The following is a 24884-nucleotide window of genomic DNA, read 5'->3' as shown; positions in this document are numbered from 1 at the left end:
CAGGCGAGCTCGAAAAATTCGCAAATAACGGCCCGACAGGCGAGCTTGAGCGTGGAATCCCTGCTGGCTGCGGCATCAGCGCTGGACTCGCTTAACCACCGGCGTGTTATGCTGCGCCGCAGCAAAGAGGACTCGGCGATGCTCTACACGCTCTATGAGGCCGGCTACTACGCCTCCACCCCGCTGCGCTGGGCCGCGCGGGCCACGCGCGACTTCTGGTCGTCGCCGCTGAACCCGGCCAAGGACAGCGAGCTCGGCCGGCGGCTGTTCGCCGGCTCGGACTTGTTCGCGAACCTGACGCGCCGTTACGGCCGCCCGGCCTGGAACATCGATTCCGTCCAGATCGAAGGCGAGAGCGTGCGCGTGCGCCCGACCGAGGTCTGGTCGACCCCGTGGGTGAAACTCGTCCACTTCACCCGCGACATGGCCGACATGCGCAAGGCGGGCCGTCGCGAGCTGGAGCCGGCGGTGCTGATCGTCGCGCCGCTGTCGGGCCACTACGCCACCCTGCTGCGCGGCACGGTCGAAGCCTTCCTGCAGGACCACGAGGTGTTCATCACCGACTGGTCGAACGCCCGCGACGTACCGGTGATGGAAGGCCGCTTCGACTTCCACGACTTTGTCGACCACGTCCGCGACATGCTGCGCCAGTTGGGGCCGCGGCCGCACGTGGTCGCCGTCTGCCAGCCGGGGCCGGCGGTGCTGGCCGCCGCCGCGCTGATGGCCGAGGACGGCGAGGAGTGCCGCCCCGGGACAATGACGATCATGGGCTCGCCGATCGACGCGCGGCTGTCGCCGACCGTGACCAACAAGCTGGCCGAGGAAAAGCCGTTCGCCTGGTTCAAGTCGACGATGATCGACACGGTGCCGGCGCCCTATCCGGGCATGGGCCGGCGGGTCTATCCGGGCTTCGTGCAGCTCTACTCGTTCATGTCGATGAACGCTGAAAAGCACCAGGACGCGCACCTGCGCTACCTGGAGGACTTGATGAAGGGCGACGGCGACGCCGCCGAAAAGCACCTGGAGTTCTACGACGAGTACCTGTCGGTGCTCGACCTGCCGGAAGAATTCTACCTGCAGACCATCGACTACGTGTTCCAGCAGTACCTGCTGCCGAAGGGCGAGCTGGTCCATCGCGGCCGCCCGATCCAGCCTGGATCGATCAACGACGTCGGCCTGCTGACCGTCGAAGGCGAGAACGACGACATCTCCGGCATCGGCCAGACCCAGGCGGCGCACGCGCTGTGCACCGGGCTCTCGGACGACTTCAAGGAGGACTACGTGCAGCCGCACGTCGGTCACTACGGGGTGTTCAACGGCCGCCGCTTCCGCGAGGAAATCTATCCGCGCGTGCGGGCGTTCATCCGTCGCATGGAAGGCGCACTCGAAAAGGCCCGCGACGCAGCTTAAGTCTGGCGTCATGAGTATCTTCGGCCGTTCGCTTGCGGACGGCGACCGGCTGGATGTCGCCGGCGCCACGGTTCGCCTGAAGGTTCACGCCCGCGCGCGTCGCATCTCGCTGCGGCTCGACCGCACCAAGCGTGAGATCATCGCCACCGCCCCCAGCCAGCGGCGCCTGCCCGAGGCCGCGGCCTTCGCGCGCGACCGCGCCTCGTGGATCGCCGAACGGCTGGCCGAGCTGCCGCAGAGCCAGGCGATCGCGCCGGGCATGACCGTCAGCCTGTTCGGCGAGCCTTGCCGGCTGGAGGCCAGCGACAAGCCGGCGCGGCTGCATCCGGCCGACGGCGAGACGCCGCTGCGGATCAGCGCCCGCGGCGAGGGCGAGGCCTACGCCAACGCCGTGATCCGGATCATCAAGCGCCAGGCGTTGGCGGTGTTCACCGAACGCACCGCCTTTCACTGTGCGCGGCTGGGGGCCAAGCTACCCAGCGTCACCATGATGGACGCCCGCGCGCGCTGGGGCTCCTGCCGGCCCGGGCTGCCGGGCAAGCCGGCGGCGATCCGCTATTCCTGGCGGCTGGCGCTGGCCCCTTACGAGGTGGCCGACTACGTCGCCGCCCACGAGTGCGCGCACCTGCTGGAGCTGAACCACGGCCCGAAGTTCTGGGCCCATGTCAGCGCGTTGGTCGGAGACGAGCGGCCGCACCGCGCCTGGCTTCGGGCCGAAGGGGCGCGGCTGCACGCCTTCGGGCGGTGATCGCCACAATCGCTCCCCCGCTGGGGGAGCTGTCAGCCGAATGGCTGACTGAGGGGGACTTTGAATCTCTTCAGCTCGAGAGCAGTCTCTCTCCGTCTCGATGCTGCGCATCGATCCATCTCCCCCAAAGGGGGAGGAACTTGGAGTCGCAGCTGGCGACCATTACCGCGAATTATCTTGGCGCGGCTCCGGACTGGAGGGAGAAGGAGGCGTAAGCCGCGGGTGCGGCCGTTGGAGCCTTAAGACTTGATCTCCCTCGCGCTCGCCGCGTCGCTGTCGCTGACCGCGCCGGAACTTCCGCCCCTGCCGCCGATCAAGCGCGAGGCGCAGGTCGTCTATGTGGACCGCGCCGGCGCGGTGCTGGGCGTGCGCGGCGGCCGCTACGGACCGCCGGTCGACATCGCCAAGCTGCCGGCCCACGTGCCGGCCGCCTTCGTCGCCATCGAGGACCGCCGCTTCTACGAGCACACCGGGTTCGACGCGATCGGCATCGCCCGGGCGATCGTGGCGAACGCTGAACAGGGGCGCGCGGCGCAGGGCGCCTCGACCATCACCCAGCAGCTGGCCCGCAACCTCTTTCTGAGCGCCGACCAGACGATGGAGCGCAAGGCCAAGGAGGTGGTCTACGCCGTCCAGCTGGAGCGCACCTATTCCAAGAAGCAGATCCTGGGGCTCTATCTGAGCCGGGTCTATTTCGGGTCCGGCGCCTATGGGATCGAGCAGGCCTCGCGCCGCTACTTCGGCAAGAGCGCCGCCAAGTTGAGCCTGCGCGAAGCTGCGACCCTGGCCGGGGTGCTGAAGTCGCCGACCAAGTACAACCCGATCGAGGAGCCGGCCAACGCCGCGGCCCGCGCCGACCTGGTGCTGGCGGCCATGGTCGAGACCGGCGCGATCACGCCGGCCCAGCGCAAGCAGGCGATGGCCCAGCCGCTGAAGCTGGCCGGCGGCAGCTACAGCGCCTCGGCCAACTACTTCATCGACTGGCTGGACGGCCAGCGCCGCCAGTTGGTCGGCGCGCCCAAGCAGGACGTCATCGTCGAGACCACGCTCGACGCCGGCCTGGAGGCCGCCGCTGCGAGCCAGACCCGCGCGGTCGTCGAGCGCTACAAGGCCCAGGACGTCAGCCAGGCGGCGCTGGTGGCGCTGGACGGCCAGGGCCGAGTGCGGGCGATGGTCGGCGGGACCGACTATGCGGCCGCGCCCTACAATCGCGCGGTCACGGCCAAGCGGCAGGCCGGCTCGGCCTGGAAGCCGTTCGTCTACCTGACCGCGCTCGAGGCCGGCCGAACCCCGGACATGGCGGTGGTGGACGAGCCGATCACCATCGGGACCTGGTCGCCGCAGAACTACAGCAACAATTTCTCCGGGACCCTGACCCTGGAACAGGCGGTGGCGCAGTCGACCAACACCGTGGCGGTGCGACTGGCCGACGAGGTCGGGCGCGGCGCCGTGGCGGCCACCGCCAAGCGGCTGGGCGTGGTCTCGGCGGTGAACACCGACCCGGCCATGGCGCTGGGCACCAGCCTGGTCTCGCCGCTGGAGATGGCCCAGGCCTATGGCGCGTTCTCGAACGGCGGCAATCGCGTGCAGGCCTACGGCATCGAGCGCATCCGCACGGTCGGCGGCCAGGTGCTCTATCAGCGCAAGGCGGGCTCGGCGGCGAACGTGATCGGCAACCCGGCGCTGAGCGACCTCAACCGCATGCTGCGCGGCGTGGTCGCGGCCGGCACGGGGACCCGCGCCAAGATCCCGGGCTACGACATCGCCGGCAAGACCGGCACCACCAGCGACTATAAGGACGCCTGGTTCGCCGGCTACAGCGGCGGCTTCACGACCGTGGTCTGGATGGGCAACGACAGCGGCGCGCCGATGAAGCGGGTGACCGGCGGCGGAGCGCCGGCCGAGCTGTGGCGCGGGTTCATGGTCACGGCGCTGAAGCGCGGCCCGGCGCTGGCGATCCCCTACGGTCCGCCGGCGGCCGCGCCGCCGCCGCCGCCGCCGGAGACGATCGAGACGCTGCTGGAAGAGGCGCCCGAACCGGCGCCGGCCCCGACCACGACCGCCGAGGTGGTCGACGAGCCGCCGATCTAGAAGCGCCTAAAACGGGATGTCGTCGGTCGGCGCGGTCTTCTGCTGCGGAGCTTGAGGCTGGGCCGCGGGCTGGCCGCCGACCCCGATGGCGTCGGCGATGCCGTCGACCAGGTCGCCGATCGGATCGCTGGGCGCCGGCGGCTCGTAGGTCCCGCCCGGAATGGCCTGGACCTTCAGCCGCGGCAGGGCCTGGCCCATGAAGTCGCGCCAGATGCCGGCCGGGGCGCCGCCGCCGCTGACCCGCTTCATCGGCTTGTTGTCGTCCTTGCCGACCCAGACGGCGGCGACGAAGCCGCCGGTGTAGCCGACGAACCAGGCGTCGCGGTAGTCGCTGGTGGTGCCGGTCTTGCCGGCCAGGTCGTAGCCGGGAACCTTGGCGCGGGTTCCGGTGCCGCCGGCCACCACCTGGCGCATCATCTGGTTCATGTACTGCAAAGCCGGCGTGCCGATCACCTGGGTGCGGGCGGTCTTCTCGACGCTGTGGTCGTAGAGGATCTTGCCGCTGGCGGTGCGTATCCGCTGGATTCCGTAGCCCTTGGCCAGGAACCCGCCGTTGGCGAACGGGGCATAGGCCTGGGCCATCTCCATCGGGCTGACCTCGACCGCGCCGAGCGCCATCGAGGGATCGAGCTGGATGTGCGAATTGATGCCGAGCCGGCGGGCGGCGGCCGCGACGTTGCCGGTTCCGACCTCGTTGGCCAGCCGCGCGGCGACGGTGTTGATCGACTGGGCCAACGCCGTCTGCAGCGTCATCGGCCCGCGAAAGTCGTTGGTGTAGTTGCGCGGCGCCCAATTGCCGATCTTGATCGGCTCGTCGACCACCATGTCGGCCGGGGTGCGGCCGGCTTCCATCGCCGCCAGATAGACGAACGGCTTGAACGCAGAGCCCGCCTGGCGGCGGGCGGTGGTGGCGCGGTCGAACTGGCTGTCGGTGTAGTTGGCTCCGCCGACATAGGCCCGGATGCGGCCCTCGCCGTCGATGGCGACCAGCGCCCCCTGGCCGATGCCCTGGCTCTTGCCCGCCTCGACCCCCTTGCGGATCGCCTGCTCGGCGGCGGTCTGGATCGGCAGGTCGAGGGTGGTCTCGACCACCAGGTCCTCGGTCGGCTCGCCGACCAGGCTGCGGACCTGATCGTCGACCCAGTCGGTGAAGTACTGCGCCCGCTGGTTGGCCAGCGTCGGGTTGACCCGCACCGGGGTCTTGAAGGCGGCGTCGCGCTCGGCTGGGGTGATGGCGCCGGTGCGGACCATCTCGTCCAGCACGATGGTGGCGCGGCGCTCGGCGCGATCGGTGGCCGAGACCGGCGAGTAGCGGCTGGGGCCCTTCATCATGCCGGCCAGCAGGGCGCTTTCGCCAAGGGTCAGCTGCGAGGCGGGCTTGCCGAAATAGCGCTGCGAGGCCGCTTCGATGCCATAGGCGCCGCCGCCGAAATAGACCCGGTTCAGATAGAGGGAGAGGATCTCCTTCTTGGAGAACTTGGCCTCCAGCCACATGGCCAGGATCAGCTCCTGGGCCTTGCGCCGATAGTTCTGGCTGGGCGTCAGGAACAGGTTGCGCGCCAGCTGCTGGGTGATGGTCGAGCCGCCGCGCAGCGGCCCGCCCTTGTTCTGCATGTTGTAGATCTGCGAGCGTACGATGCCCCACGGGTTGAACCCGGGGTGCCAGTAGAACCAGCGGTCCTCGATGGCGATGAACGCCTTCGGCACATAGTCCGGCAACGAATCGAGATCGACCGGCGGGGTGTTCTGGCTGCCGCGCACGGCGACGAGCGCGCCCGACTGGTCGAGATAGGAGACCGACGGCGCGCGCGTGACGTCGTTGAGCTTGGAGGTGTCGGGCAGGTCGACCGCGAACACCGCGAAGAAGGCGACGACGAAGATCAGCCCCCACACGCCAAGCACGGCGGTCCAGTAGAGGAGCGCCTGCAACGGGGTACGCTGGGCCGGCCGGCGAGGGCCCGGTCCTGACTTGGCCATGTGTCGTCCTAAAGAGTTCGCCGAATACCCGCCCCGAGGCGGCTAGATAGCTGATGCGCACCAAACGCGCGACATGATTGACGAGCGATGAACAAGCTCGGCTGTAGCATCCGCTTGACCCGGCCCCTGGGGCCGCTCCCCTCAATGCGTCGGTCGACAGCGCAGCGAGGTGATTCGTGACCGGTTCCGTTCAGTTCCTGAGTGCTTCGCAGGCCGCGCGGCGGCTGGGGGTCTCGGCCAAGGCGTTGCGGGTCTATGAGGCGCGCGGCCTGATCGCGCCGCTGCGGACCGCGGCCGGCTGGCGCGCCTACGGCCCCGAGCAGCTGGCGCGGGGCGGGGAGATCGCGACCCTGCGGGCGCTGGGGCTCAGCCTCGCCCAGGTCGAGCGGGTGCTCGGCGGCGACGCCAGCGTGCTGGAGCCGGCGCTGGCCGCGCATCAGGCGGCGTTGGAAGCGCAGGGGAGGAGCCTGGCGCTGACCATCGAGCGGGTGGGGCGGATGCGCGCGCAGCTCGCCGCCGGCGCGGCGCCGAGCGCGGCCGAGCTCGCGGCGCTGCTGGCGGCCCCGGCGGTCGCCTTCGACCTGCCCTGGCCGTGGGGCGGCGAGCGCTTCGAGCTGGGTGAGCTTGCGCCGCTGACCTACCTGGTCGGGCCGCTCGGCAGCGGCAAGACCCGGCTGGCGATGCGGCTCGCGCAGGAACTGCCGGGCGCGCGCTTCGTCGGGCTCGAGCGCTTGGAGATCCAGGTCGCTCCGGACGCGCGCATCGAGGCCGCCGCGGCCTGGCTCGTCGAGGATGGTGCGACGCGCAGCCCGGCGCTGCTGTCGTTGCTGGCCGAACTGGAGGCGGAGGGCGACGGAGCGCTGGTGGTCGACATGGTCGAGGACGGGCTGGACGAGGCGACCCAGGCCGCGCTCATCGCGCGCCTGCGGCGACGCGGGCGCCCGGCGCGGCCGCTGGTGCTGATGACCAGGTCGGACGCGATCCTCGACCTGGCCGCGGCCGGGCCTGAAGAGGCGGCGATCTACTGCCCGGCCAACCACAGCCCGCCGATCGGTGTGGCGCTGCGCCCCGGCGCGGCCGGCTACGAAGCCCTGGCCATGTGCCTGGCGCCGCCGCAGGTGCGGGCCCGCACCCACGGGATGATCGCCTGGCGACCGGAGGCGGCGCGCCCGGCGTCGTGAGCCGAGCTCACGAAGCATCCGGCGAAAGCATCGTTTGATCGGGGCGGCGGCGCGTGGCGCAATCGGGGCGAAAGGAGAGCGTGCAAACGCGGCCCCGGCGCTCGCGGAAGGCGACCCCGCCTACATGGGAACGCTGCTATCGGTTCGCAATCCCATCATTTTCGCATAACCGCGTTGCGAAAAAAGCGGTTGCTGATGATCTTAACACCGTTATCTTAGCGATGCTTAGTTCAACTCGCACAGCCGGTGGGGATACCGGTTGTGATCCCCGGATTGGTCCGAGCCGTGTCCCCTGAACCGGACTCGCACATTCTCCCCGAACGCTGGAGGGCTTTCGATGAAGCTCCGTACGCTCGCGGCCGCCTGCGCCGCCATGATGTCCGTCTCCTTCGCCGCTGGCGCGGCCCTGGCTGACGATCCGATCACCGCCAAACTGCAGGCCCCGGTCGCGGAAAAGACCAAGTTCATCGCCGGCGGCGCCGTCTTCACCTGCGAAGGCGACACCTGCACGGCGGCGGCTCCGTCCTCGCGCACCTACGGCGCGGCGACCTGTAAGGAAGTGGCCAAGAACGTCGGTGCGGTCGCCTCGTTCGGCGGCGCGCGCAAGCAGCTGGAAGCGGCCAAGCTCGAGCAGTGCAACACCGCTGCCCTGCCGGCCCAGCAAGTGGCCAACCGCTAAAGGCTGAAGGATCCAGGTTCGCGCAAATCTAGGCGCGCCTCCCAGCCGCTAGTCTAGTCGAGCCTGTAACTCGGGCGCCGGGCCCTCCGGCGCCCGTCTTTCTATGTATAGGGCGGCGCACCGGCTTGGCCGCGGCGCCAGCGACGCTTATGAACCCGCCGCGATGACCCAAGACCCCATTTCCATAGAGACTGAATTTCCCGCTGGCCCGGCCCCGGCCGCCAGCCTGCTCGAGCCGGCCCTGGCCCAGGTCGCCGGCGAGGGCGCAGAGCCCGTTTCGCTGACCATCGATTATGGAGTAGCCGCCGCGCCGGGCGCAGCGGTGAACGTGGAGGCCGGCGTCGAGCGGGCCACCCGCACGCTGGTGTTCGCCTATGGCCGCGTGCTCGCCCAGGACGGCGCAGTGCTGGCCACGGGGGCGGCGGTATTTCGTAGGTTCAACGCCAGATAATACAAGGTGTCGCGGCTGGTTTGGTTGCGACGCTGAAAATCGCGTGCTATCAGGCGCGCGGCTTCGGGCCAGGGGCTTTTCCAGTCTCGATGGCCAATGTGCTTTTCCAAGCGCTTTCAAGCCTTTAGGGTCGCAGTGGAGATTTCTTCGCCGCGGCCTTTTGCGCGCACCGGGCGGACAAAATAAGTGGCGGACGATTCCAAGGCTTCGAATGTGGGCAGCAGATATGCTCAAGCCCTGTTCGATCTCGCGAACGATGAGAAGAAATTGGCGGCCGTCGAGGCCGACCTCAAGGCGCTGAAAAAGATGAGCGCCGACAGCAAGGATCTGCGGACCTTGCTGGCTTCGCCGGCGTTCAGCGCCGACGACAAGGGCAAGGCGTTGGCCTCCCTTGGCGCAAAGGCGAAGCTCAATCCCACAACCAGGAAGTTCCTGGGGCTGCTGGCCGCCAACGGCCGCGCCTCGGTGCTTCCCTCAGTGATCACGGCCTTCGAGGCCCTGGCGGCGGACGCGCGCGGCGCGATCTCGGCCCAGGTGACCACGGCCATGCCGCTTACTGCAGCCCAATCCAAGGGTGTCGCCGCCGCGTTGCGAACCGCGCTCGGCAAGGACCCCGAAATCGAGACCCGCGTTGATCCGGCCCTTCTGGGCGGGATCAAGGTGCAGGTCGGTTCCCGTCTGTTCGATGCTTCGCTGCGTTCGAAGCTCGACTCCCTCAAGTTCGCCCTGAAGAGAGCGTAAGCCCATGGACATCCGCGCCGCCGAAATTTCGGCCATCCTCAAGTCGCAGATCGCCAATTTCGGCGAAGAAGCCGACGTCTCGGACGTCGGTTCGGTTCTGTCCGTCGGTGACGGCATCGCCCGCGTCTTCGGCCTCGACAACGTCCAGTCGGGCGAAATGGTCGAGTTCCCCAAGGCCGGCGTGAAGGGCATGGCCCTGAACCTGGAAAAGGACAACGTCGGCGTCGTTATCTTCGGCGAAGACCGCGCGATCGCCGAGGGCGACGAAGTCCGCCGTCTGGCCGAAATCGTGGACGTGCCGGTCGGCAAGGGCCTGCTGGGCCGCGTCGTGAACCCGCTGGGCGAGCCGATCGACGGCAAGGGCCCGATCCAGAACGTGGCCGAGCGTCGCCGCGTGGACGTGAAGGCGCCGGGCATCATCCCGCGTAAGTCGGTGCACGAGCCGGTGCAGACCGGCCTGAAGGCCATCGACTCGCTGATCCCGGTCGGCCGCGGCCAGCGCGAACTGATCATCGGCGACCGTCAGACCGGCAAGACCGCCGTCGCCGTCGACACCATCCTGAACCAGAAGTCGGTCAACGCCGGCGACGACGAGAGCGCCAAGCTCTTCTGCATCTACGTCGCCATCGGCCAGAAGCGTTCGACCGTCGCCCAGATCGTCAAGACGCTCGAAGAGCGCGGCGCCCTGGACTACACCATCGTCGTTTCGGCGACCGCCTCGGAACCGGCCCCGCTGCAGTTCCTGGCTCCGTTCGCCGGTTGCGCCATGGGCGAGTGGTTCCGCGACAACGGCATGCACGCCGTCATCATCTACGACGACCTTTCCAAGCAGGCCGTCGCCTATCGTCAAATGTCGCTGCTGCTGCGCCGTCCGCCGGGCCGCGAAGCCTATCCGGGCGACGTCTTCTATCTGCATAGCCGCCTGCTGGAGCGCGCCGCGAAGCTGAACGAAGACAACGGTTCGGGCTCGCTGACCGCTCTGCCGGTCATCGAAACCCAGGCCAACGACGTGTCGGCCTACATCCCGACCAACGTGATCTCGATCACCGACGGCCAGATCTTCCTCGAAACCGACCTGTTCTTCCAGGGCATCCGCCCGGCCGTGAACGTCGGCATCTCCGTCAGCCGCGTGGGCTCCTCGGCCCAGATCAAGGCGATGAAGCAAGCCTCGGGTCCGATTAAGGGCGAACTGGCCCAGTATCGGGAAATGGCCGCCTTCGCGAAGTTCGGTTCGGACCTCGACGTCACCACCCAGCGCCAGCTGGCCCGCGGTGAACGCCTGACCGAGCTGCTGAAGCAGCCGCAATACTCGCCGCTGAAGGTCGAAGAGCAGGTGGCGGTGATCTACGCCGGCACCCGCGGCTACCTGGACGGCATCGCGACCGCCGATGTCGGCCGCTACGAAGCCGAACTGCTGGGCCGCCTGCACGCCAAGCACCAGGACATCCTGGACACCATCCGCACCAGCAAGGAGCTGAAGGCGGACACTGAGGCCAAGCTGAAGGAAGCTCTCGAAGCCTTCACCAAGAGCTTCGCGTAAGCAGCGGAGCCCTAGGAGATGGCCAGCCTCAAGGAGATGCGCAATCGGATCGGAAGCGTGAAAGCCACGCAGAAGATCACGAAGGCGATGCAGATGGTTGCGGCGGCGAAACTTCGCCGCTCGCAGGACGCTGCGCAAAACGCCCGCCCGTACGCCCAGCGCATGGCCTCGGTCATTGCGAACCTGGCGGCCGGGGTGTCGGGCGACGCCGCCCCCAAGCTGCTGGTCGGCACGGGCCGCAGCGACCGCCATCTGGTGGTCGTGACGTCCTCGGACCGCGGCATGGCCGGCGGCTTCAACACCTCGATCATTCGCGCGGCGCGCGAGAAGATCAACGAGCTGATCGGCCAGGGCAAGGACGTCAAAATCCTCGTCGTCGGCAAGAAGGCCCGTGACCAGCTGAAGCGTCAGTACGGCGACAAGATCGTGGCCTCCTTCGAGGCCGGGGTTCCGTCGATGGCGACCGCCCAGCCGGTGGCCGACAAGATCACCGAGCTGTTCGAAGCCGGCGAAATCGACGTCGTCACCCTGGCGTTCAGCCGCTTCAAGTCGGTGGTCTCGCAGGTTCCGACCCTGAGCCAGCTGATCCCGGCCCAGGTGCAGGACGGCGGCGCGACCGTCGATCTGAAGGGCGCGGCCTACGAGTACGAGCCGGGCGAAGAGGAAATCCTCGAAACCCTGCTGCCGCGGAACCTGACCGTTCAGGTGCTGTCGGCGATGCTCGAGAACCAGGCCGGGTTCTACGCCGCCCAGATGACGGCGATGGACAACGCCACCCGCAACGCCGGCGACATGATCGCCAGCATGACCCTGCAATATAACCGTTCACGCCAGGCGCAGATCACCAAGGAGCTGATCGAGATCATCTCCGGCGCCGAAGCGCTCTAACCCGAAAGAGTCCGAACCCATGGCTACGACCCCCAAGGCTCCCGCCAAGAAGCCCGCCGCCCCGAAGGCGGCCGCCGCGCCGAAGGCCGCCGCCGCCAAGGCCGCGCCGAAGGCCGCTGCTCCGAAGGCTCCCGCCGCCGCGAAGGCCGCCGCTCCGAAGGCCGCCGCCGCCGCCGGCGTCGCCACCGGCCGCATCTCGCAGATCATCGGCGCCGTCGTCGACGTCGAGTTCGACGGCCACCTGCCGGCGATCATGAACGCGCTGGAAACCACCAACACCGACCAACGGACCGGCGCGCCGTTCCGCCTGGTGCTGGAAGTCGCCCAGCACCTGGGCGAGAACACCGTCCGCACGATCGCCATGGACACCACCGAGGGTCTGACCCGCGGCCAGCCCGTGAGCGACACCGGCCGCAGCATCACCGTGCCGGTCGGCCCGGCGACCCTGGGCCGCATCATGAACGTCATCGGCGACCCGATCGACGAAGCCGGCCCGATCGTCACCCAGCACTATTCGCCGATCCACCGGGAAGCCCCGAGCTTCGCCGAGCAGTCGACGGCGGCCGAAGTGCTCGTCACCGGCATTAAGGTCATCGACCTGCTCTGCCCCTACACCAAGGGCGGCAAGATCGGCCTGTTCGGCGGCGCCGGCGTGGGCAAGACCGTGACCATGCAGGAACTGATCAACAACATCGCCAAGGCGTACGGTGGTTACTCCGTGCTGGCCGGCGTTGGTGAGCGGACCCGCGAAGGCAACGACCTCTATCACGAGATGATCGAGTCGAACGTGAACCAGCCGGGCGGCGGCGGCGAGAGCCGTTGCACCCTGGTCTACGGCCAGATGAACGAGCCCCCCGGCGCCCGCGCCCGGGTCGCGCTGACCGGCCTGGCTCAGGCCGAGTACTTCCGCGACCAAGAGGGCAAGGACGTGCTCCTCTTCATCGACAACATCTTCCGCTTCACCCAAGCCGGCTCGGAAGTGTCCGCGCTGCTGGGCCGTATCCCGTCGGCCGTGGGCTATCAGCCCACCCTGGCCACCGAGATGGGCAACCTGCAGGAGCGCATCACCTCGACCTCCAAGGGTTCGATCACCTCGGTCCAGGCCATCTACGTTCCCGCCGACGACCTGACCGACCCGGCCCCGGCCGCTTCGTTCGCCCACTTGGACGCCACCACCGTTCTGTCGCGTGACATCGCGGCCCAGGCCATCTTCCCGGCCGTGGACCCGCTGGACTCGACCTCGCGGATCATGGACCCGCTGGTGATCGGCGACGAACACTACGGCGTGGCCCGCCGCGTCCAGGAAACCCTGCAGGCCTACAAGGCCCTGAAGGACATCATCGCCATCCTGGGCATGGACGAGCTGTCGGAAGAGGACAAGCTGACCGTGGCCCGCGCCCGGAAGATCCAGAAGTTCCTCAGCCAGCCGTTCCACGTGGCCGAGCAGTTCACCAACATGCCGGGCATCTTCGTGAGCCTGGAAGACACGATCCGCTCGTTCAAGGCGGTCGTGGACGGTGAATACGACCACCTGCCGGAAGCGGCCTTCTACAACGTCGGCACCATCGAAGACGCGGTGGTCAAGGCCGAAAAGCTGGCCGCGGAAGCCTAAGGATCATGGCTGGGAAGCTTCACTTCTCGCTGGTCTCGCCCGAGCGCGAACTGTTCTCGGGCGATGTCGACCAGGTCGACGCGCCGGGCACGGAAGGCGACTTCGGCGTGCTGGCCGACCACGCGCCGTTCATGACCACGCTGAAGGTCGGGCAGGTGAAGGTCTATAGCGGCGGCGCCGTGAAGGTCTTCGAGATCGAAGGCGGTTTCGCCGACGTGACCCCTGAGGGCCTGACCATCCTCGCCGAACAGGCGACGGAAGTGGCCGCCTAACCGCCGGCCGCAGCCCAACGATCAGAGACCCCGACGCCCACGGCGCCGGGGTCTTTTCGTATCTGACGGGCAGGTCACGCGATTTTGCCGTCCCAAGGCGACGCAATCGCCATCGATCAGTCCGATTGCTGCGCTAGAGGGGTTGCGAGGGACCGCCTGTTTCGAGTGTTATGCGGCACGCTTAAGTTAGGGACCTCGCCATGCGCACCGCCTTCGTCAGTCTGATTGCTCTCGCTGGGCTCGCCACGGCGGCTCACGCCCAACCGGCGCCCGAAGCGGCCCCGCCGGCCGCCCCCGCCGCCGAGCCGGCCCCCGCCGCTGCGCCCGCCGCCGCGCCGGCGCCGGCCGCCGAAGAAAAGTCCTACGTGCTGCCGACCACCGGCGCCGAGGGCCAGATCATCGACGTCATCAACCGGGTCTGCAAACCGCTCGTGAAGGGCGGCGACTTCAAGTCCCTGGCCGGCGGCATGGCCGGCTACAAGCTGAACAAGCGCGAGGGGACCTATGTCGGCACCCTGGTCGAGAAGCCCTACACGCTGACCATCTGGCCGCAGGGCTCGAACAAGGACGTCTGCCGGCTGACGCTCAGCTACGCGATCGACGGCGAGAAGCCGATCATCGTCGGCCTGAACATCTTCTCGTTCCTGCACAAGCCCGAGCTGGTCCAGCAGCGGAACGACTTCGTGCCGGCGACCGACTTCAAGCGCATCACCAACTCGTGGGAATACTACACCGACAAGGAATCGATCGGCCTGGTGTTCCTGCAGCTGAAGAAGCCGGACGGAACCCCGGCCGGCAAGAACAGCGACCTGGGCGAAGTGCTCTACTCGGAACGCAAGTTCTAGGATCTCGCCGCGCCCGCCGAGGGCGCAGCCAAGCCGATGCGAAGGGCGTGGGAGCAGATCCCGCGCCCTTTGTCGTTTCCGCCGCAGGGCGCCCGTCGATCGGGCGTTGACGGGCGGCGCCGGGCGCGGCCAGGGTCGCGCCAAACCTCGACTGTTTGGAGTTCCCCCGATGACGACGCGCGCCCTGCTGCTTGGCACGGTCCTCGCCTTCGCCTGCGCCGCCGCCGCGCCGGCCGCCGACCTGCCCAAGCGCCAGTCCGGCCAGATCGTCTACGACAACGTGCCTGAGACCCCGGCGGCGCTGAAGGCCGCGATCGCGCCCTACTACAACGCCCGCTCGGCGGTGTTCGAGGACTGGCTGGACGACGGCTCGATCCTGATCGCCACCCGCTTCGGGGACGTGAACCAGATCCACCGCGTGGCCGCGCCGGGCGCCGCGCGCACCCAGCTGACCTTCTTCGCCGAGCCGGTGAACAGCGCCAAGGCGCAGCCGGGCCAGGCCCGCTTCGTCTATCCGCGCGACGTCGGCGGGGCCGAGTACTACCAGGCCTATGTGCGGGGCCTGAGCGGCGACGAGGTGCAGCTCACGGCACCGAAGACCCGCAATTCGGACTTCACCTTCTCGGGCGACGGCAAGCTGGCGGCCTGGAGCCAGGTGACCCCGGGCGATCCGAACTACGACATCATGCTGGCCGATCCGGCCCAGCCGGAAGGCCGCCGCGTCGTCCACGAGGGCACGGGCGCGATGGCGGTGCTCGACTTCTCGCCGGACGGCAAGAGCCTGCTGCTGAGCCGCTACAACTCGGTCGCCTCGACCGAGCTGTTCGTCCTCGACATCGCCAGCGGGGCGGTGAAGCCGGTCGGCCCGACCGGCCGTGCGATCGCCTATGTCGGCGGCGCCTTCGCTGCGGACGGCGGCCACGTGATCACGCTCTCCGACGACAAGTCCGACATGGCCCGGCCGGTCGTGATCGACCTCGCCAGCGGCGCGGTCCGCGACCTCGAGCCGGGCGCCAAGTGGCCGGCCGAGACCTTCGACCTGTCGCCCGACGGCGCGCTGATCGCCTACCTCGTCAACGAGGAAGGCTATTCGAAGATCGTCGTTAAGGAGGTCGCCAGCGGCCAGACCCTGCCGACCCCGGCCCTGCCGATGGGCGTGCTGACCGGCCTCGGCTTCTCGCCCGACGGCAAGCAGCTCGGCTTCAGCCTCTCGACCTCGACCTCGTCCGGCGACGTCTGGAGCTTCGCCCTGGCCGATCAGAAACTGGTCCGCTGGACGCAGAGCGAGCTCGGCGGCCTGGATCCGGCCAAGCTGGTCGAGCCGACCCTGTTCCGCTACCCGACCTTCGACAAGCGCTCGATCCCGGCCTTCATCTACAAGCCGGCCGCCAAGCCCGGCGAGAAGCTGCCCGTGGTCATCCAGATCCACGGCGGTCCGGAGGGCCAGGAGCAGCCGAACTTCAACCCGCGCCGCCAGTCGTGGGTCAACGAGGTCGGCGCGGCGGTGATCATCCCGAACGTCCGCGGCTCCAGCGGCTACGGCAAGACCTATATCGGCCTCGACAACGCCGAGAAGCGCGAGGACTCGGTCAAGGACATCGGCGCGCTGCTCGACTGGATCGCCAAGCAGCCGGACCTCGACGCCGGCCGCGTGGCGGTCGTCGGGCAGTCGTACGGCGGCTACATGTCGCTGGCGGTCGCGGCCCACTACAACGACCGCATCGCCGGGGCGATCGACCTCTACGGCATTTCCAACTGGAAGACCTTCCTGGCCAACACCGAGGGCTATCGCCGCGACCTGCGCCGGGCGGAGTACGGCGACGAGCGCGATCCGAAGATGGCGGCGGTGTTCGACAAGATCTCGCCGCTCAACATGAGCGCCAAGATGAAGAAGCCGATGATGATCTATCAGGGCGCCAACGATCCGCGGGTGCCGCAGTCGGAGTCCGAACAGATGGTCGCCACGCTGCGCGGCCAGGGCACCGAGGTCTGGTACGTGCTGGCCCTCGACGAAGGCCACGGCGTCGCCAAGAAGGCCAACGCCGAAGCGGTGCGCGCCAGCGAGATCGTGTTCCTGAAGAAGGTGCTGGGGACGAAGTAGGCCCCGCGGGCGCTTAGGCCGGGAGGGCCTCGAGCCAGCCCTGGGCGATCTCGGCGATCTCGCGCCAGCCGGGCTCGGCGACCAGCCAGTGGCTCATGCCGGGGGCCTCGATGAACTCGCCGCCCAGCCGGGCGGCGGTCTGGCGGACGGTGGCGGGCGGATGGACGACATCCCGCTCGCCGCCGATCACCAGGGCCGGCACGTGCAGGGGGCCGACGCTGGTGGTCATGAACGGGTCGAGCCACCAGTTCAGCGTCTCCCAGAGCGCGCGGCCGCTTTCGGGGCGCATGCGGGCGACGACCGCCTCGCGCTCGGCGCGCTCCATGCGGTCGAGGCTGTAGCGCCGCGCCAGGCTGCGGTCGGGGGCGACGGACTGCGCCCAGAACGGCCCCAGCGCGTGCAGGCCGAAGGCGGTGATCGCCTCTTCCATCGACGAGGCCGCCACGCCCCAGGGCGCGGTCGGGGCCAGCAGCACCATGGCCCGCACCGGCGTGCGGCTGGCGGCCAGGGCGCAGACCAGCCCGCCCATCGAGTGGCCGACCAGGATCGGGGCCTCGTCGAGCCCGGCGCAGAGCCGCGCGACGTCACGCGCGTAATCGGTGACCGAGACGCCGAGCACCGCATGGGGCGGATCGACGGCGGCGTGGCCGCGCAGGTCCGGGGCGAGGACGAAGTGGCCGGCGGCCTCGAAGGGCTCGCGCAGGCGCTCGAACGCCCAGCCGCCGCAGAAGGCGCCATGCACCATGACGATCGGCGGCGGAGCGCTGCTCATCGGTCGGTCAGGCCGCGCGGCCGGGCTGGCCGGTGAAGACGTGGAAGGCGCGCACGACGGTCTCGTAGATCGCCTTCTTGAACGGCACGACCAGGCCGGGGGCCTCGTCGAGGCTGCCCCAGCGCCAGGCGTCGAACTCGGGGTGGCCGTCGCCGCTGAGGTCGATTTCGCTTTCCTGGCCGTCGAAGCGCAGGGCGAACCAGACCTGGCGCTGGCCCTTCCAGCCCTTGGCGATCTTCGAGCCGTTGTGGCCGGGCGGGAAGTCATAGGCCAGCCAGCCGTCGGTGCGGCCGAGCAGGGTGGTGGTGACGACGCCCGTCTCTTCGGCCAGCTCGCGGCAGGCGGCGAGATAGAGGTCCTCGCCGGAGTCGACGCCGCCCTGCGGGAACTGCCAGTTGTACGGCTCAGGGGTCTGGAACCGGCGGCCCAGCCACACCCGGCCATCGGGGTGGAAAAGCACCACTCCCACGTTCGGGCGATAGGCGGTCAGGTCGGTCATCTCATTCCATTTAGCGACGTGTGGCCAAAGCGGAAGCCGGAGCCAGCTGATAGCCCCTAGATTCGACCGATTCAGCCCATTTGGCGACCTGCGACAGCGTGACCGGATAGGCGAAGCCCGAGCCCAGCGCCTGGCCGTGCTGCAGGGCGCCGGCCTCGATCGCCAGCAGTTGCTGGTCGATGGCCTGGCCCGACAGCTGCTCGTCGATGATGCGGGCCGCAGAGGCGCGCATCGGGCCGGTGCGGCGCGCCGCCTGGCCGTCGTCGATGAAGACGAGGCCGCGGCCGCGCAGGGCGGTCTGGAAGGCGTTCATGCCCGAGTCCGAGGTCATGAACCGCGAGCCGAGATAGTTGGTCACCCCAAAGTAGCCGGTGGCGCGCGACAGCACCCACTCCAGTTTCTTGACGGTCTCCGAGCCCGGCGAATCGGCCAGCAGAGTGTAGGGGCCCGGATCGTTGTCGGGATAATCGCTGGGCTCCATCGGAGTCTCCAGCAGCACTTCGTGCCCGGCGGCGCGGGCCAGGTCGATCCAGCCCTGCAGGCCCTCGGCATAGGGCACGAACGACAGGGTGATCTCCGGCGGCAGGGTGTCGATGGCCTGGCGGGTGGCCGAGGCGTTGAGGCCCAGGCCCCCGATCACCAGCGCCACCTTGGGGCGGCCGTTCGGCGCGAAGGGGCGGGCATAGGCCTCGGCCGGGGTCTTGCCGTTGGCCGCGATGATCGGCAGCGGGCCGCTGGGGCCCTGCGAATGGAAGCCGGCCAGCGGGGCCTGGGGCAGCGGGTCGGCGGCATGGAAAGCGCCGCCGCCCTCCATGGTGATGGTCGCCTCGCCGATCGCCGCGTCGGCGCCGATCGGGGTCTCGGAGAGGCGGAAGATGTCCTCGGTCACGCTCGGCTGTCCGCCGCCGCGGGCCAGGGCCTCGCGCCAGCCGTCGGGCGCGGCCTCGCCGCCTATCTTGGCGAGCGACAGCCGCACGACCGGCGAACTGGCCTTGGGGTCGCCGATCAGGGCGACCAGGGTCAGCAGCACCAGGAGGAAGACGGCGCCCGCCGCGCTGGCCCCGACATAGGGATTGGCCAACGCGCGCAGCGCGGTTTCGGAGAGCGGGGGAGCCGGCGCAGGGGCGGCGATCGCAGGGGCGAGGTGCTTCTTCGAAAACATCACATGATCACGGAACGTTCCGGCATTGGAGCGTCCGCGAATATGGTTAACAAACGACTTATACAGTGAACGCCGGCGCGATTTCCGTTAACTTTCAATTAACCGTCAGCGCCGGCGTTTTAGGCCGTCTACTTCTTGTCCGGGGAGGCCTTTTCGAGGGCCGTCGCGCCCTTCGGCGAGACCACTGCGGCCATCTTCGGCTCCGGCTTCGGAAGCTTGGGCGTCGCGGCCACCGAACCGTATTTCAGCACGTCCATGGCGCGGGCCAACTGGAAGTCGCCCTTGTCCTCGTCGAAGCCGCTAGGCGGGGCTTCGGCGGGAATGTGAGCGCCGCGGCGGGCCTTGCCTTCCTCGGCGTTCAGCGCGTTGCGGAACGAGGCTTCCGAGAACTGGAAGGCGCGATTGGCGATGCGCTGGGCCTGGTCGCGGGTCTCGGCGACTTCCAGATCCGGCTCGATGCCGGTTTTCTGGATCGAGCGCCCGGCGGGCGTGTAGTAGCGCGCCGTGGTCAGCTTCAGCGCGCCGTCCATACCGCCGCGCAGCGGGATCACGGTCTGCACCGAACCCTTGCCGAAGGTGGTCAGGCCGACCACCTCGGCGCGCTTGCGGTCCTGGAGCGCGCCGGCGACGATTTCCGCCGCCGAGGCCGAACCGGAGTTCACGAGCACGACCATCGGCAGGCCGCCGGTCACGTCGCCGGCGCGGGCGTTGTAGCGCTCGATGTCGCGCGGATCGCGGCCGCGCTGGGAGACGATCTCGCCGCCTTCCAGGAACATGTCGGAGATCCCGACCGCCTGGTCGAGCAGGCCGCCCGGATTGTTGCGCAGGTCGAGGATCAGACCCTTCATCTTCGGGTTCTTGGCCTTGATCTCGGCCAGCGCCGCCTCGGCTTCATCCGTGGTCTTCTCGTTGAAGCCGGAAACGCGCAGGTAGCCGTAGTCGCCTTCCATCTTGGCGGTGGCGGACTTGGGCTTGATCACCTCGCGGACGATCTTGACGTCGAACGGGTCGGACTTCTCACGGGCGATGGTCAGGGTGACCGCCTCGCCCGGCTTGCCGCGCATCTGCTTGACGGCCTCGTTGACCGACAGGCCGAGCACGCTCTCGCCGTTGACCGCAGTGATGAAGTCGCCGGGCTTCACGCCGGCCTTGAAGGCGGGCGTGCCGTCCATCGGCGAGATGACCTTGACCACGCCCTCTTCGCTGGTGACCTCGAGCCCGAGACCGCCGTACTCGCCGCGCGTCTGGTCGCGCATGTCGTCGAAGGAGTCGGGGTTCAGATAGCCGGAGTGCGGATCGAGCGAGGTCAGCATGCCGTCGATGGCCGCTTCGATCAGCTTCTGGTCGTCGACCTCGGTGACGTACTGGCGCTCGACGGTGTCGAGCACGTCGCCGAACAGCTCGAGCATCTTGTAGGTCTTCACCTTCGGCGCCTGGGCCGAGGCGAGAGCCTGCTGGCTCACATAGGCCATGGAGCCGGCGCCGAGCACGAAGGCCGAAGCCCCGATCAGAAGATACTTACGCATGTCAGGCCTTGAAGCCTCCCTTGGCGACGAAACGGCGCCGCACCGGTATTCCTGAACCGATGTTCCGCGACGAATCCGGCGGAATTGGTTCTATTTTCAGCTCACCCCGTCCAGCCATCTGGCCGGGTCGACCGGAACGCCGCGTTCGCGGACCTCCAGATAGAGTTCAGATGGGGAGTTTCGTCCATCCGTCATCCACCCGACAGGCGCGCCCGCCGCGACTGATTGACCGACCCCGACCGTCGTTCGGTCAAGGCCAGCCAACACCAGATGGTAGCCCCCGGCCAGCCGCAAGATCAAAATAGTCCCCCACCCCTTAACGGGGCCTACAAACTGAACGAGCCCGGCGTCGGGCGCTGCGACCGAGGCGCCTTGGTCGGCGGCCAGGGTGACGCCGGACGCCTCGCCGCCGCCGGTCAGCGGCGCGCCATATCGTTGGACCAGCTTGCCCTTCACCGGGGCCAGCAGGCGGATCGGCGGGGTGACCGGGCCGCTCTCGACCGGCGCCGCGCCCGGCGGGGTGGCCTCCAGCCGCTCGCGGCGTTCGGCCAGCTCGGAATCGGAGGTGAACAGCGCCTCGCTCGCCACTGCGGCCAACCGACGCTGGCGGGCGATCTCGCCGGCTTCGGCGGCGTAGACCTTGGCGCGCTTCTGCAGCTCGGGGGTGATCGCCTTGACCAGGATGGCGGCGCGCACCGCATCGGTGGCGTCGCCGGGGCTGACCAGCAGGGCCGGCGGCGGATCGCGGCGGAACTGGGCCAGCGCCGTCAGCAGCCGGGCCATGCGGTTGAGGTTGCGGCCCTGCTCGGCGCTCAGCACCGTCTCGCGGACGTTGAGCCGCTCCAGCCGGGCCTGGCTCTCGGTGGCCGCATAGGCGATCGCGCCAGCCGCCAGGGTCGCGGCGGCGGCGCAGGTGCTGGTCAGGAGGACGCCGCGGCGCATCATCGCATCAGGGATAGACTGAGCCCGTCGCGCCCTCAATCGCGATGATAGGGGCTGCCGGCCAGGATGGTGACGGCGCGGTAGACCTGCTCGGCCAGCATGGCGCGGGCCATGGCGTGGGGCCAGGTCTGCGGCCCGAAGGCCAGCTTGCCGTGGGCCGCGGCGAGCAGCGACGGGTCCAGGCCGTCGGCGCCGCCGATCACGAACACCAGGCGGCGTACGCCGTCGTCCCGCAGGCGGCCGATCTCGCCGGCGAAGGCGCGCGAGGGCCGCGCCGCGCCATGCTCGTCGCAGGCGATGACATGCGCGCCGTCGAGGTGCGGCCGCAGGACCTCGGCCTCAGGCCCCTTGCCTTGCTTCTTCGCCTCGACCTCGATCACCTCCACCGGCCCCAGGCCGAGCGCGCGGCCGGCGGCGGTGGCGCGATCGACGTACAGCTTCACCAGCTCGACTTCGGGCGAGCGGGCCAGGCGGCCGACAGCGAGCAGGGTGATTTTCATTGGGCGTCACCGATCGAGTGCTCCCCTGCTGAGGGAGCTGTCGGCCGAAGGGCCGACTGAGGGGGACTTTGACTCAAGCGGCGTTGAGAGCAGTCCCCCTCCGTCTCGGCGCGATGCGCCGATCCACCTCCCCCAGAAGGGGAGGATCGGGAGGTCAGCTCGTCGGCGTTCGGTGCGCGGAGTCGACCGACCAGATCTTCTCGATGTTGTAGAACTGGCGCACTTCCGGACGGAACAGATGGACGATCACGTCGCCGGTGTCGATCAGCACCCAGTCGCAGTGCGGCAGGCCTTCGACCCGGGCTTTGCCCAGGCCTTCTTCCTTCAGCGCGCGCAGCAGGTGGTCGGCCATCGCGCCGACATGACGGTGCGAACGCCCGGACGCCACGATCAGGGCGTCGGCCACGGCGCTTTTGCCTTTCAGATCGATGAAGACGACGTCCTGCGCCTTGTCATCGTCGAGGCGCTGCAGGATCAGTTCGCCGAGGGCGGCGATCTTCGCCTCGGGGTCGGAAGAAGCGCCGGAAACCGGGGCTTCGTGCGCTCTAGGCGCAGGGTCAGGGCTCAGCGGGGTCGCTCCTTTGTTGCCTCGCTGGGAGAGCCATAGCACGGATTGGGCGCGTTGGTCAGCCCAGCGTCACGACTCTTCAAGCCGACAGCGCCGCGAACGTTCCCGGCCGGGCCGGAACGTGACCTGCGGCTATTTGGCCTGGCGGGCGCGCAGGGCCGTCGAGGACTGGAAATTCAGAGGCCCCGTAAGGAAAACCCAGCGCGGCGGGCTGGCGCCCGGCAGCAGCTTGGCCTCGAGCAGCGACACCCGGGTGTGGGCGAAACGTCGCGCCGCCGGCGAGGAGCGGCTTTTCAGCGAAATCCACGGCCGCGAGACCACGGCCACCGGCACCTCGGCCATGATCTGGGTCCAGCCGCGCCAGCGGTGGAACGTCGCCAGACTGTCGGCGCCCATGATCCAGACGAAGTCCACGCCCGGAAAGCGGGCCTTCAGGGCGCGGATGGTGTCGATGGTGTACTGCGAGCCGAACCGGGTCTCGGCGTCGCTGACGATCATGCTGCGGCCGTGCGCGACCGCTTGGGCGCCGGCCATGCGCTCGGCCAGCGGCGCGGTCTCGCGCGCGGTCTTCAGCGGGTTCTGCGGCGAGACCAGCCAGATCACCCGGTCGAGCTGCAGTCGCCGGCGGGCGGTCTCGGCGACGTGGGCGTGGCCCTCGTGGGCCGGATTGAACGAGCCGCCATAAAGGCCCACGCGCATCCCCGGCTTCAGATCGAAGCCGAGCCGCAGGGCCGTCGGACGCCCCGCTACGGGCCGGCGCCTAGCGGGGCCGGCGAACCACATGGACGTCCCCGGATCTCAAAGCGTCTTCGCCGTGGCCGGATTGCGGTCGAGGTTGGGATCGCTCTGGCGGACCCGGGCGCGGACGGTGAACACCCCGTCGCCGGACAGCACCCCGCCGCGGGCGAACAGGCGGCCGTGCTCCCAGTTGGAGAGGCCGAGCTCGGGGCGGTCGAGGGCGAACTGGCCGTCGACCCAGCGGGTGAAGCCGTCGCCGACGAACGGCGCGTTGACGGCGCCGTAGAAGCGTTCGTGCGCGGCGGCGTCCTGCGAGATCAGGCTGGCGGCGAACTGCGGGCTGTAGCGGTTGAAGAGCTCGGCGGCGGCCTCGACGCTGTCCACCAGCACCAGGGTCAGTTCCGGGGTCTCCTCCCACTCCCACTCGCGGGCCAGGTCGCGCTCGGCCAGCAGCTCGACCTTGGGCTCCTCGACCTCGCCCTCGGCGCGGCCGACGACCACGCGCGCCTCGCGCCAGGCGTCGGGCAGGGCGTCTTGCGAGCCCTCGACCACGTGCAGCTTCACATTGCGGCGGCGCTCGCCGGCCAGGTCCAGGGCCTCCAGGAAGGCCGGGACCAGGGCGCCGGCGGCTTCGCGGACGATCGCGCAGACGTTCAGGGTGTTGCAGACCTTGCGGTCGAGCGAGTGATAGACGGCGGCCTTGAAGCGGGCCGGATCGGCGTCGGCGGCGGCCACCATCCAGGCGCCGCCCGTGCCGTGCAGGCTGACCGGCGCGCCGGCCTGGCGCGCGATGGCGCCCAGCTGGGCGACGGCCGGGCCGGAGCCGCGGGCGACCGCCAGGGCCAGGCGCGGATCGGAGAACATCGCCCAGCCGGCGGCGTGTTCGGGACTGTCGACCAGCGCGGCGGAGCCCGGCGGCAAGCCAGCGGCCTCGATCGCCGGATCAAGCGCGTGCTCGACGATGGCGCGGGCGGTGCCCAGCGCGTCGGAGCCGATGCGGAAGACCACGGTGTTGCCGGTGCGCAGCACGCCGGTGGCGTCGGCGAAGACGTTGGGCCGGCCCTCGAAGATGAAGCCGACCACGCCCAGGGGCGCGGCGACCTGCTCGACGCTCCAGCCGGGATGCTCGACGCGTTCGACCAGCCGGCCGCGGCCGACCTTGGCGTCGCGCCAGACGTGCAGCCCGGCGATCATGTCGGCGCGCATCGTGGCGTTGACCGCCAGGCGGGTGGTCGAGCGGCCGCGGGCCTGGGCGCGGGCGACGTCGTCGGCGTTGGCCTTGGCGATCGCGCTCCAGGCCCCGTCGTCGGCGAGATTATCGGCGAAGGCGGCGAAGAAGGCGGTGATCGCCTCGTCGCTGACTGCGGCCAGCTGGCCGAACGCGGCGTGCGCGCGGCTGACGGCGCCGGCGGCGATCGCCTGGACGGGGGCCGGAACGTGCAGCAGGTCGCCGGTTTCCTGGACCACCACCAGCCGGTCGCCGGTCTGGAAGGCCGCCGCCAGCTTGTCGGAGACGTAGGCGACGCGGTCGCCTCCGAACGGGATCGGCATGCCGGCGACCAGCGTCTCCAGCTTGCCCGTCCGGGCTCCTGTCTCGGCCTTGGTGCTCGCCGCCGCGTCGTCCATTACGCGCCCTAATGC

General features: G+C 69.3%; 23 protein-coding genes. 13 read left to right on the top strand and 10 right to left on the bottom strand.

Annotated features, from left to right (window positions below):
• Positions 1-138: 138 nt before the first annotated feature.
• From AC1Q87_RS09495 to AC1Q87_RS09485, 3 genes are all read left to right on the top strand, one after another.
• Complete coding sequence (locus AC1Q87_RS09495) at positions 139-1410, top strand: polyhydroxyalkanoate depolymerase (RefSeq protein WP_492609270.1); 1272 nt, start codon at positions 139-141, stop codon at positions 1408-1410.
• A 10-nt stretch (positions 1411-1420) separates the two neighbouring features.
• Positions 1421-2158 (top strand): M48 family metallopeptidase, encoded by a 738-nt coding sequence (locus tag AC1Q87_RS09490; protein WP_492608708.1) that lies wholly within the window; start codon positions 1421-1423, stop codon positions 2156-2158.
• A gap of 246 nt (positions 2159-2404) precedes the next feature.
• Positions 2405-4249 carry a transglycosylase domain-containing protein gene (locus tag AC1Q87_RS09485; RefSeq protein WP_492608707.1) on the top strand — a complete coding sequence of 615 codons (1845 nt, stop codon included), beginning with the start codon at positions 2405-2407 and terminating at the stop codon, positions 4247-4249.
• Positions 4250-4255: 6 nt separating this feature from the next.
• On the opposite strand, the gene AC1Q87_RS09480 is transcribed toward AC1Q87_RS09485, so the two are convergent.
• Complete coding sequence (locus AC1Q87_RS09480; protein WP_492608706.1) at positions 4256-6226, bottom strand: transglycosylase domain-containing protein; 1971 nt, start codon at positions 6224-6226, stop codon at positions 4256-4258.
• 176 nt (positions 6227-6402) lie between these two features.
• Here AC1Q87_RS09480 and AC1Q87_RS09475 point away from each other — a divergent pair, with 176 nt between their 5' ends.
• The 10 genes from AC1Q87_RS09475 to AC1Q87_RS09430 all read left to right on the top strand — a co-directional run bounded on the left by AC1Q87_RS09475 (position 6403) and on the right by AC1Q87_RS09430 (position 16536).
• The gene (locus tag AC1Q87_RS09475) at positions 6403-7407 is read left to right on the top strand and encodes a MerR family transcriptional regulator (protein WP_492608705.1); all 1005 of its coding nucleotides are present in this window, start codon (positions 6403-6405) and stop codon (positions 7405-7407) included.
• 337 nt (positions 7408-7744) lie between these two features.
• Entirely contained in the window at positions 7745-8086 is a 342-nt protein-coding gene (locus AC1Q87_RS09470; protein WP_492608704.1) for a DUF8200 family protein, read from the top strand.
• Between the two features lie 163 nt (positions 8087-8249).
• A complete protein-coding gene (locus AC1Q87_RS09465; RefSeq protein WP_492608703.1) occupies positions 8250-8537 on the top strand; it encodes a hypothetical protein in 288 nt (95 codons plus the stop codon).
• A 186-nt stretch (positions 8538-8723) separates the two neighbouring features.
• Positions 8724-9278: a F0F1 ATP synthase subunit delta gene (locus tag AC1Q87_RS09460; protein ID WP_492608702.1), complete on the top strand. Its 555-nt coding sequence runs from the start codon at positions 8724-8726 to the stop codon at positions 9276-9278.
• 4 nt (positions 9279-9282) lie between these two features.
• Positions 9283-10818 carry a F0F1 ATP synthase subunit alpha gene (gene atpA / locus AC1Q87_RS09455; protein ID WP_492608701.1) on the top strand — a complete coding sequence of 512 codons (1536 nt, stop codon included), beginning with the start codon at positions 9283-9285 and terminating at the stop codon, positions 10816-10818.
• Positions 10819-10836: 18 nt separating this feature from the next.
• Positions 10837-11706 (top strand): F0F1 ATP synthase subunit gamma, encoded by an 870-nt coding sequence (locus tag AC1Q87_RS09450; RefSeq protein ID WP_492608700.1) that lies wholly within the window; start codon positions 10837-10839, stop codon positions 11704-11706.
• Between the two features lie 19 nt (positions 11707-11725).
• On the top strand, positions 11726-13318 hold the full coding sequence (atpD, locus tag AC1Q87_RS09445; protein ID WP_492608699.1) for a F0F1 ATP synthase subunit beta: 1593 nt from the start codon (positions 11726-11728) through the stop codon (positions 13316-13318).
• Between the two features lie 5 nt (positions 13319-13323).
• Positions 13324-13590 carry an ATP synthase F1 subunit epsilon gene (locus tag AC1Q87_RS09440; protein WP_492608698.1) on the top strand — a complete coding sequence of 89 codons (267 nt, stop codon included), beginning with the start codon at positions 13324-13326 and terminating at the stop codon, positions 13588-13590.
• 200 nt (positions 13591-13790) lie between these two features.
• The gene (locus AC1Q87_RS09435) at positions 13791-14435 is read left to right on the top strand and encodes a hypothetical protein (protein ID WP_492608697.1); all 645 of its coding nucleotides are present in this window, start codon (positions 13791-13793) and stop codon (positions 14433-14435) included.
• 169 nt (positions 14436-14604) lie between these two features.
• Positions 14605-16536, top strand: a complete 1932-nt coding sequence (locus AC1Q87_RS09430; RefSeq protein WP_492608696.1) for a S9 family peptidase — start codon at positions 14605-14607, stop codon at positions 16534-16536.
• A gap of 13 nt (positions 16537-16549) precedes the next feature.
• Here the strand turns inward: AC1Q87_RS09430 and AC1Q87_RS09425 are convergent, their stop codons facing one another.
• From AC1Q87_RS09425 to AC1Q87_RS09385, 9 genes are all read right to left on the bottom strand, one after another.
• Positions 16550-17308, bottom strand: a complete 759-nt coding sequence (locus tag AC1Q87_RS09425) for an alpha/beta fold hydrolase (RefSeq protein ID WP_492608695.1) — start codon at positions 17306-17308, stop codon at positions 16550-16552.
• 7 nt (positions 17309-17315) lie between these two features.
• The gene (locus AC1Q87_RS09420; protein ID WP_492608694.1) at positions 17316-17807 is read right to left on the bottom strand and encodes an RNA pyrophosphohydrolase; all 492 of its coding nucleotides are present in this window, start codon (positions 17805-17807) and stop codon (positions 17316-17318) included.
• 10 nt (positions 17808-17817) lie between these two features.
• The gene (locus tag AC1Q87_RS09415; protein ID WP_492608693.1) at positions 17818-18969 is read right to left on the bottom strand and encodes a divergent polysaccharide deacetylase family protein; all 1152 of its coding nucleotides are present in this window, start codon (positions 18967-18969) and stop codon (positions 17818-17820) included.
• Positions 18970-19097: 128 nt separating this feature from the next.
• Positions 19098-20495, bottom strand: coding sequence for a S41 family peptidase (locus AC1Q87_RS09410; protein ID WP_492608692.1), 1398 nt, complete (start codon positions 20493-20495; stop codon positions 19098-19100).
• 96 nt (positions 20496-20591) lie between these two features.
• Positions 20592-21440, bottom strand: coding sequence for a murein hydrolase activator EnvC family protein (locus tag AC1Q87_RS09405; RefSeq protein WP_492608691.1), 849 nt, complete (start codon positions 21438-21440; stop codon positions 20592-20594).
• 32 nt (positions 21441-21472) lie between these two features.
• On the bottom strand, positions 21473-21937 hold the full coding sequence (gene rlmH / locus AC1Q87_RS09400; RefSeq protein WP_492608690.1) for a 23S rRNA (pseudouridine(1915)-N(3))-methyltransferase RlmH: 465 nt from the start codon (positions 21935-21937) through the stop codon (positions 21473-21475).
• 154 nt (positions 21938-22091) lie between these two features.
• Positions 22092-22547: a ribosome silencing factor gene (gene rsfS, locus AC1Q87_RS09395; protein ID WP_492608689.1), complete on the bottom strand. Its 456-nt coding sequence runs from the start codon at positions 22545-22547 to the stop codon at positions 22092-22094.
• Between the two features lie 90 nt (positions 22548-22637).
• Positions 22638-23288, bottom strand: coding sequence for a nicotinate-nucleotide adenylyltransferase (locus AC1Q87_RS09390; protein ID WP_492608688.1), 651 nt, complete (start codon positions 23286-23288; stop codon positions 22638-22640).
• Positions 23289-23303: 15 nt separating this feature from the next.
• On the bottom strand, positions 23304-24869 hold the full coding sequence (locus tag AC1Q87_RS09385) for an aldehyde dehydrogenase family protein (protein ID WP_492608687.1): 1566 nt from the start codon (positions 24867-24869) through the stop codon (positions 23304-23306).
• Positions 24870-24884: the final 15 nt, after the last annotated feature.

The organism is Phenylobacterium sp. GW823-FHT02A09 (assembly GCF_058797775.1).
Note: the sequence above shows the minus strand (reverse complement) of the source record. Positions and strands in the feature narration are given on the sequence as shown.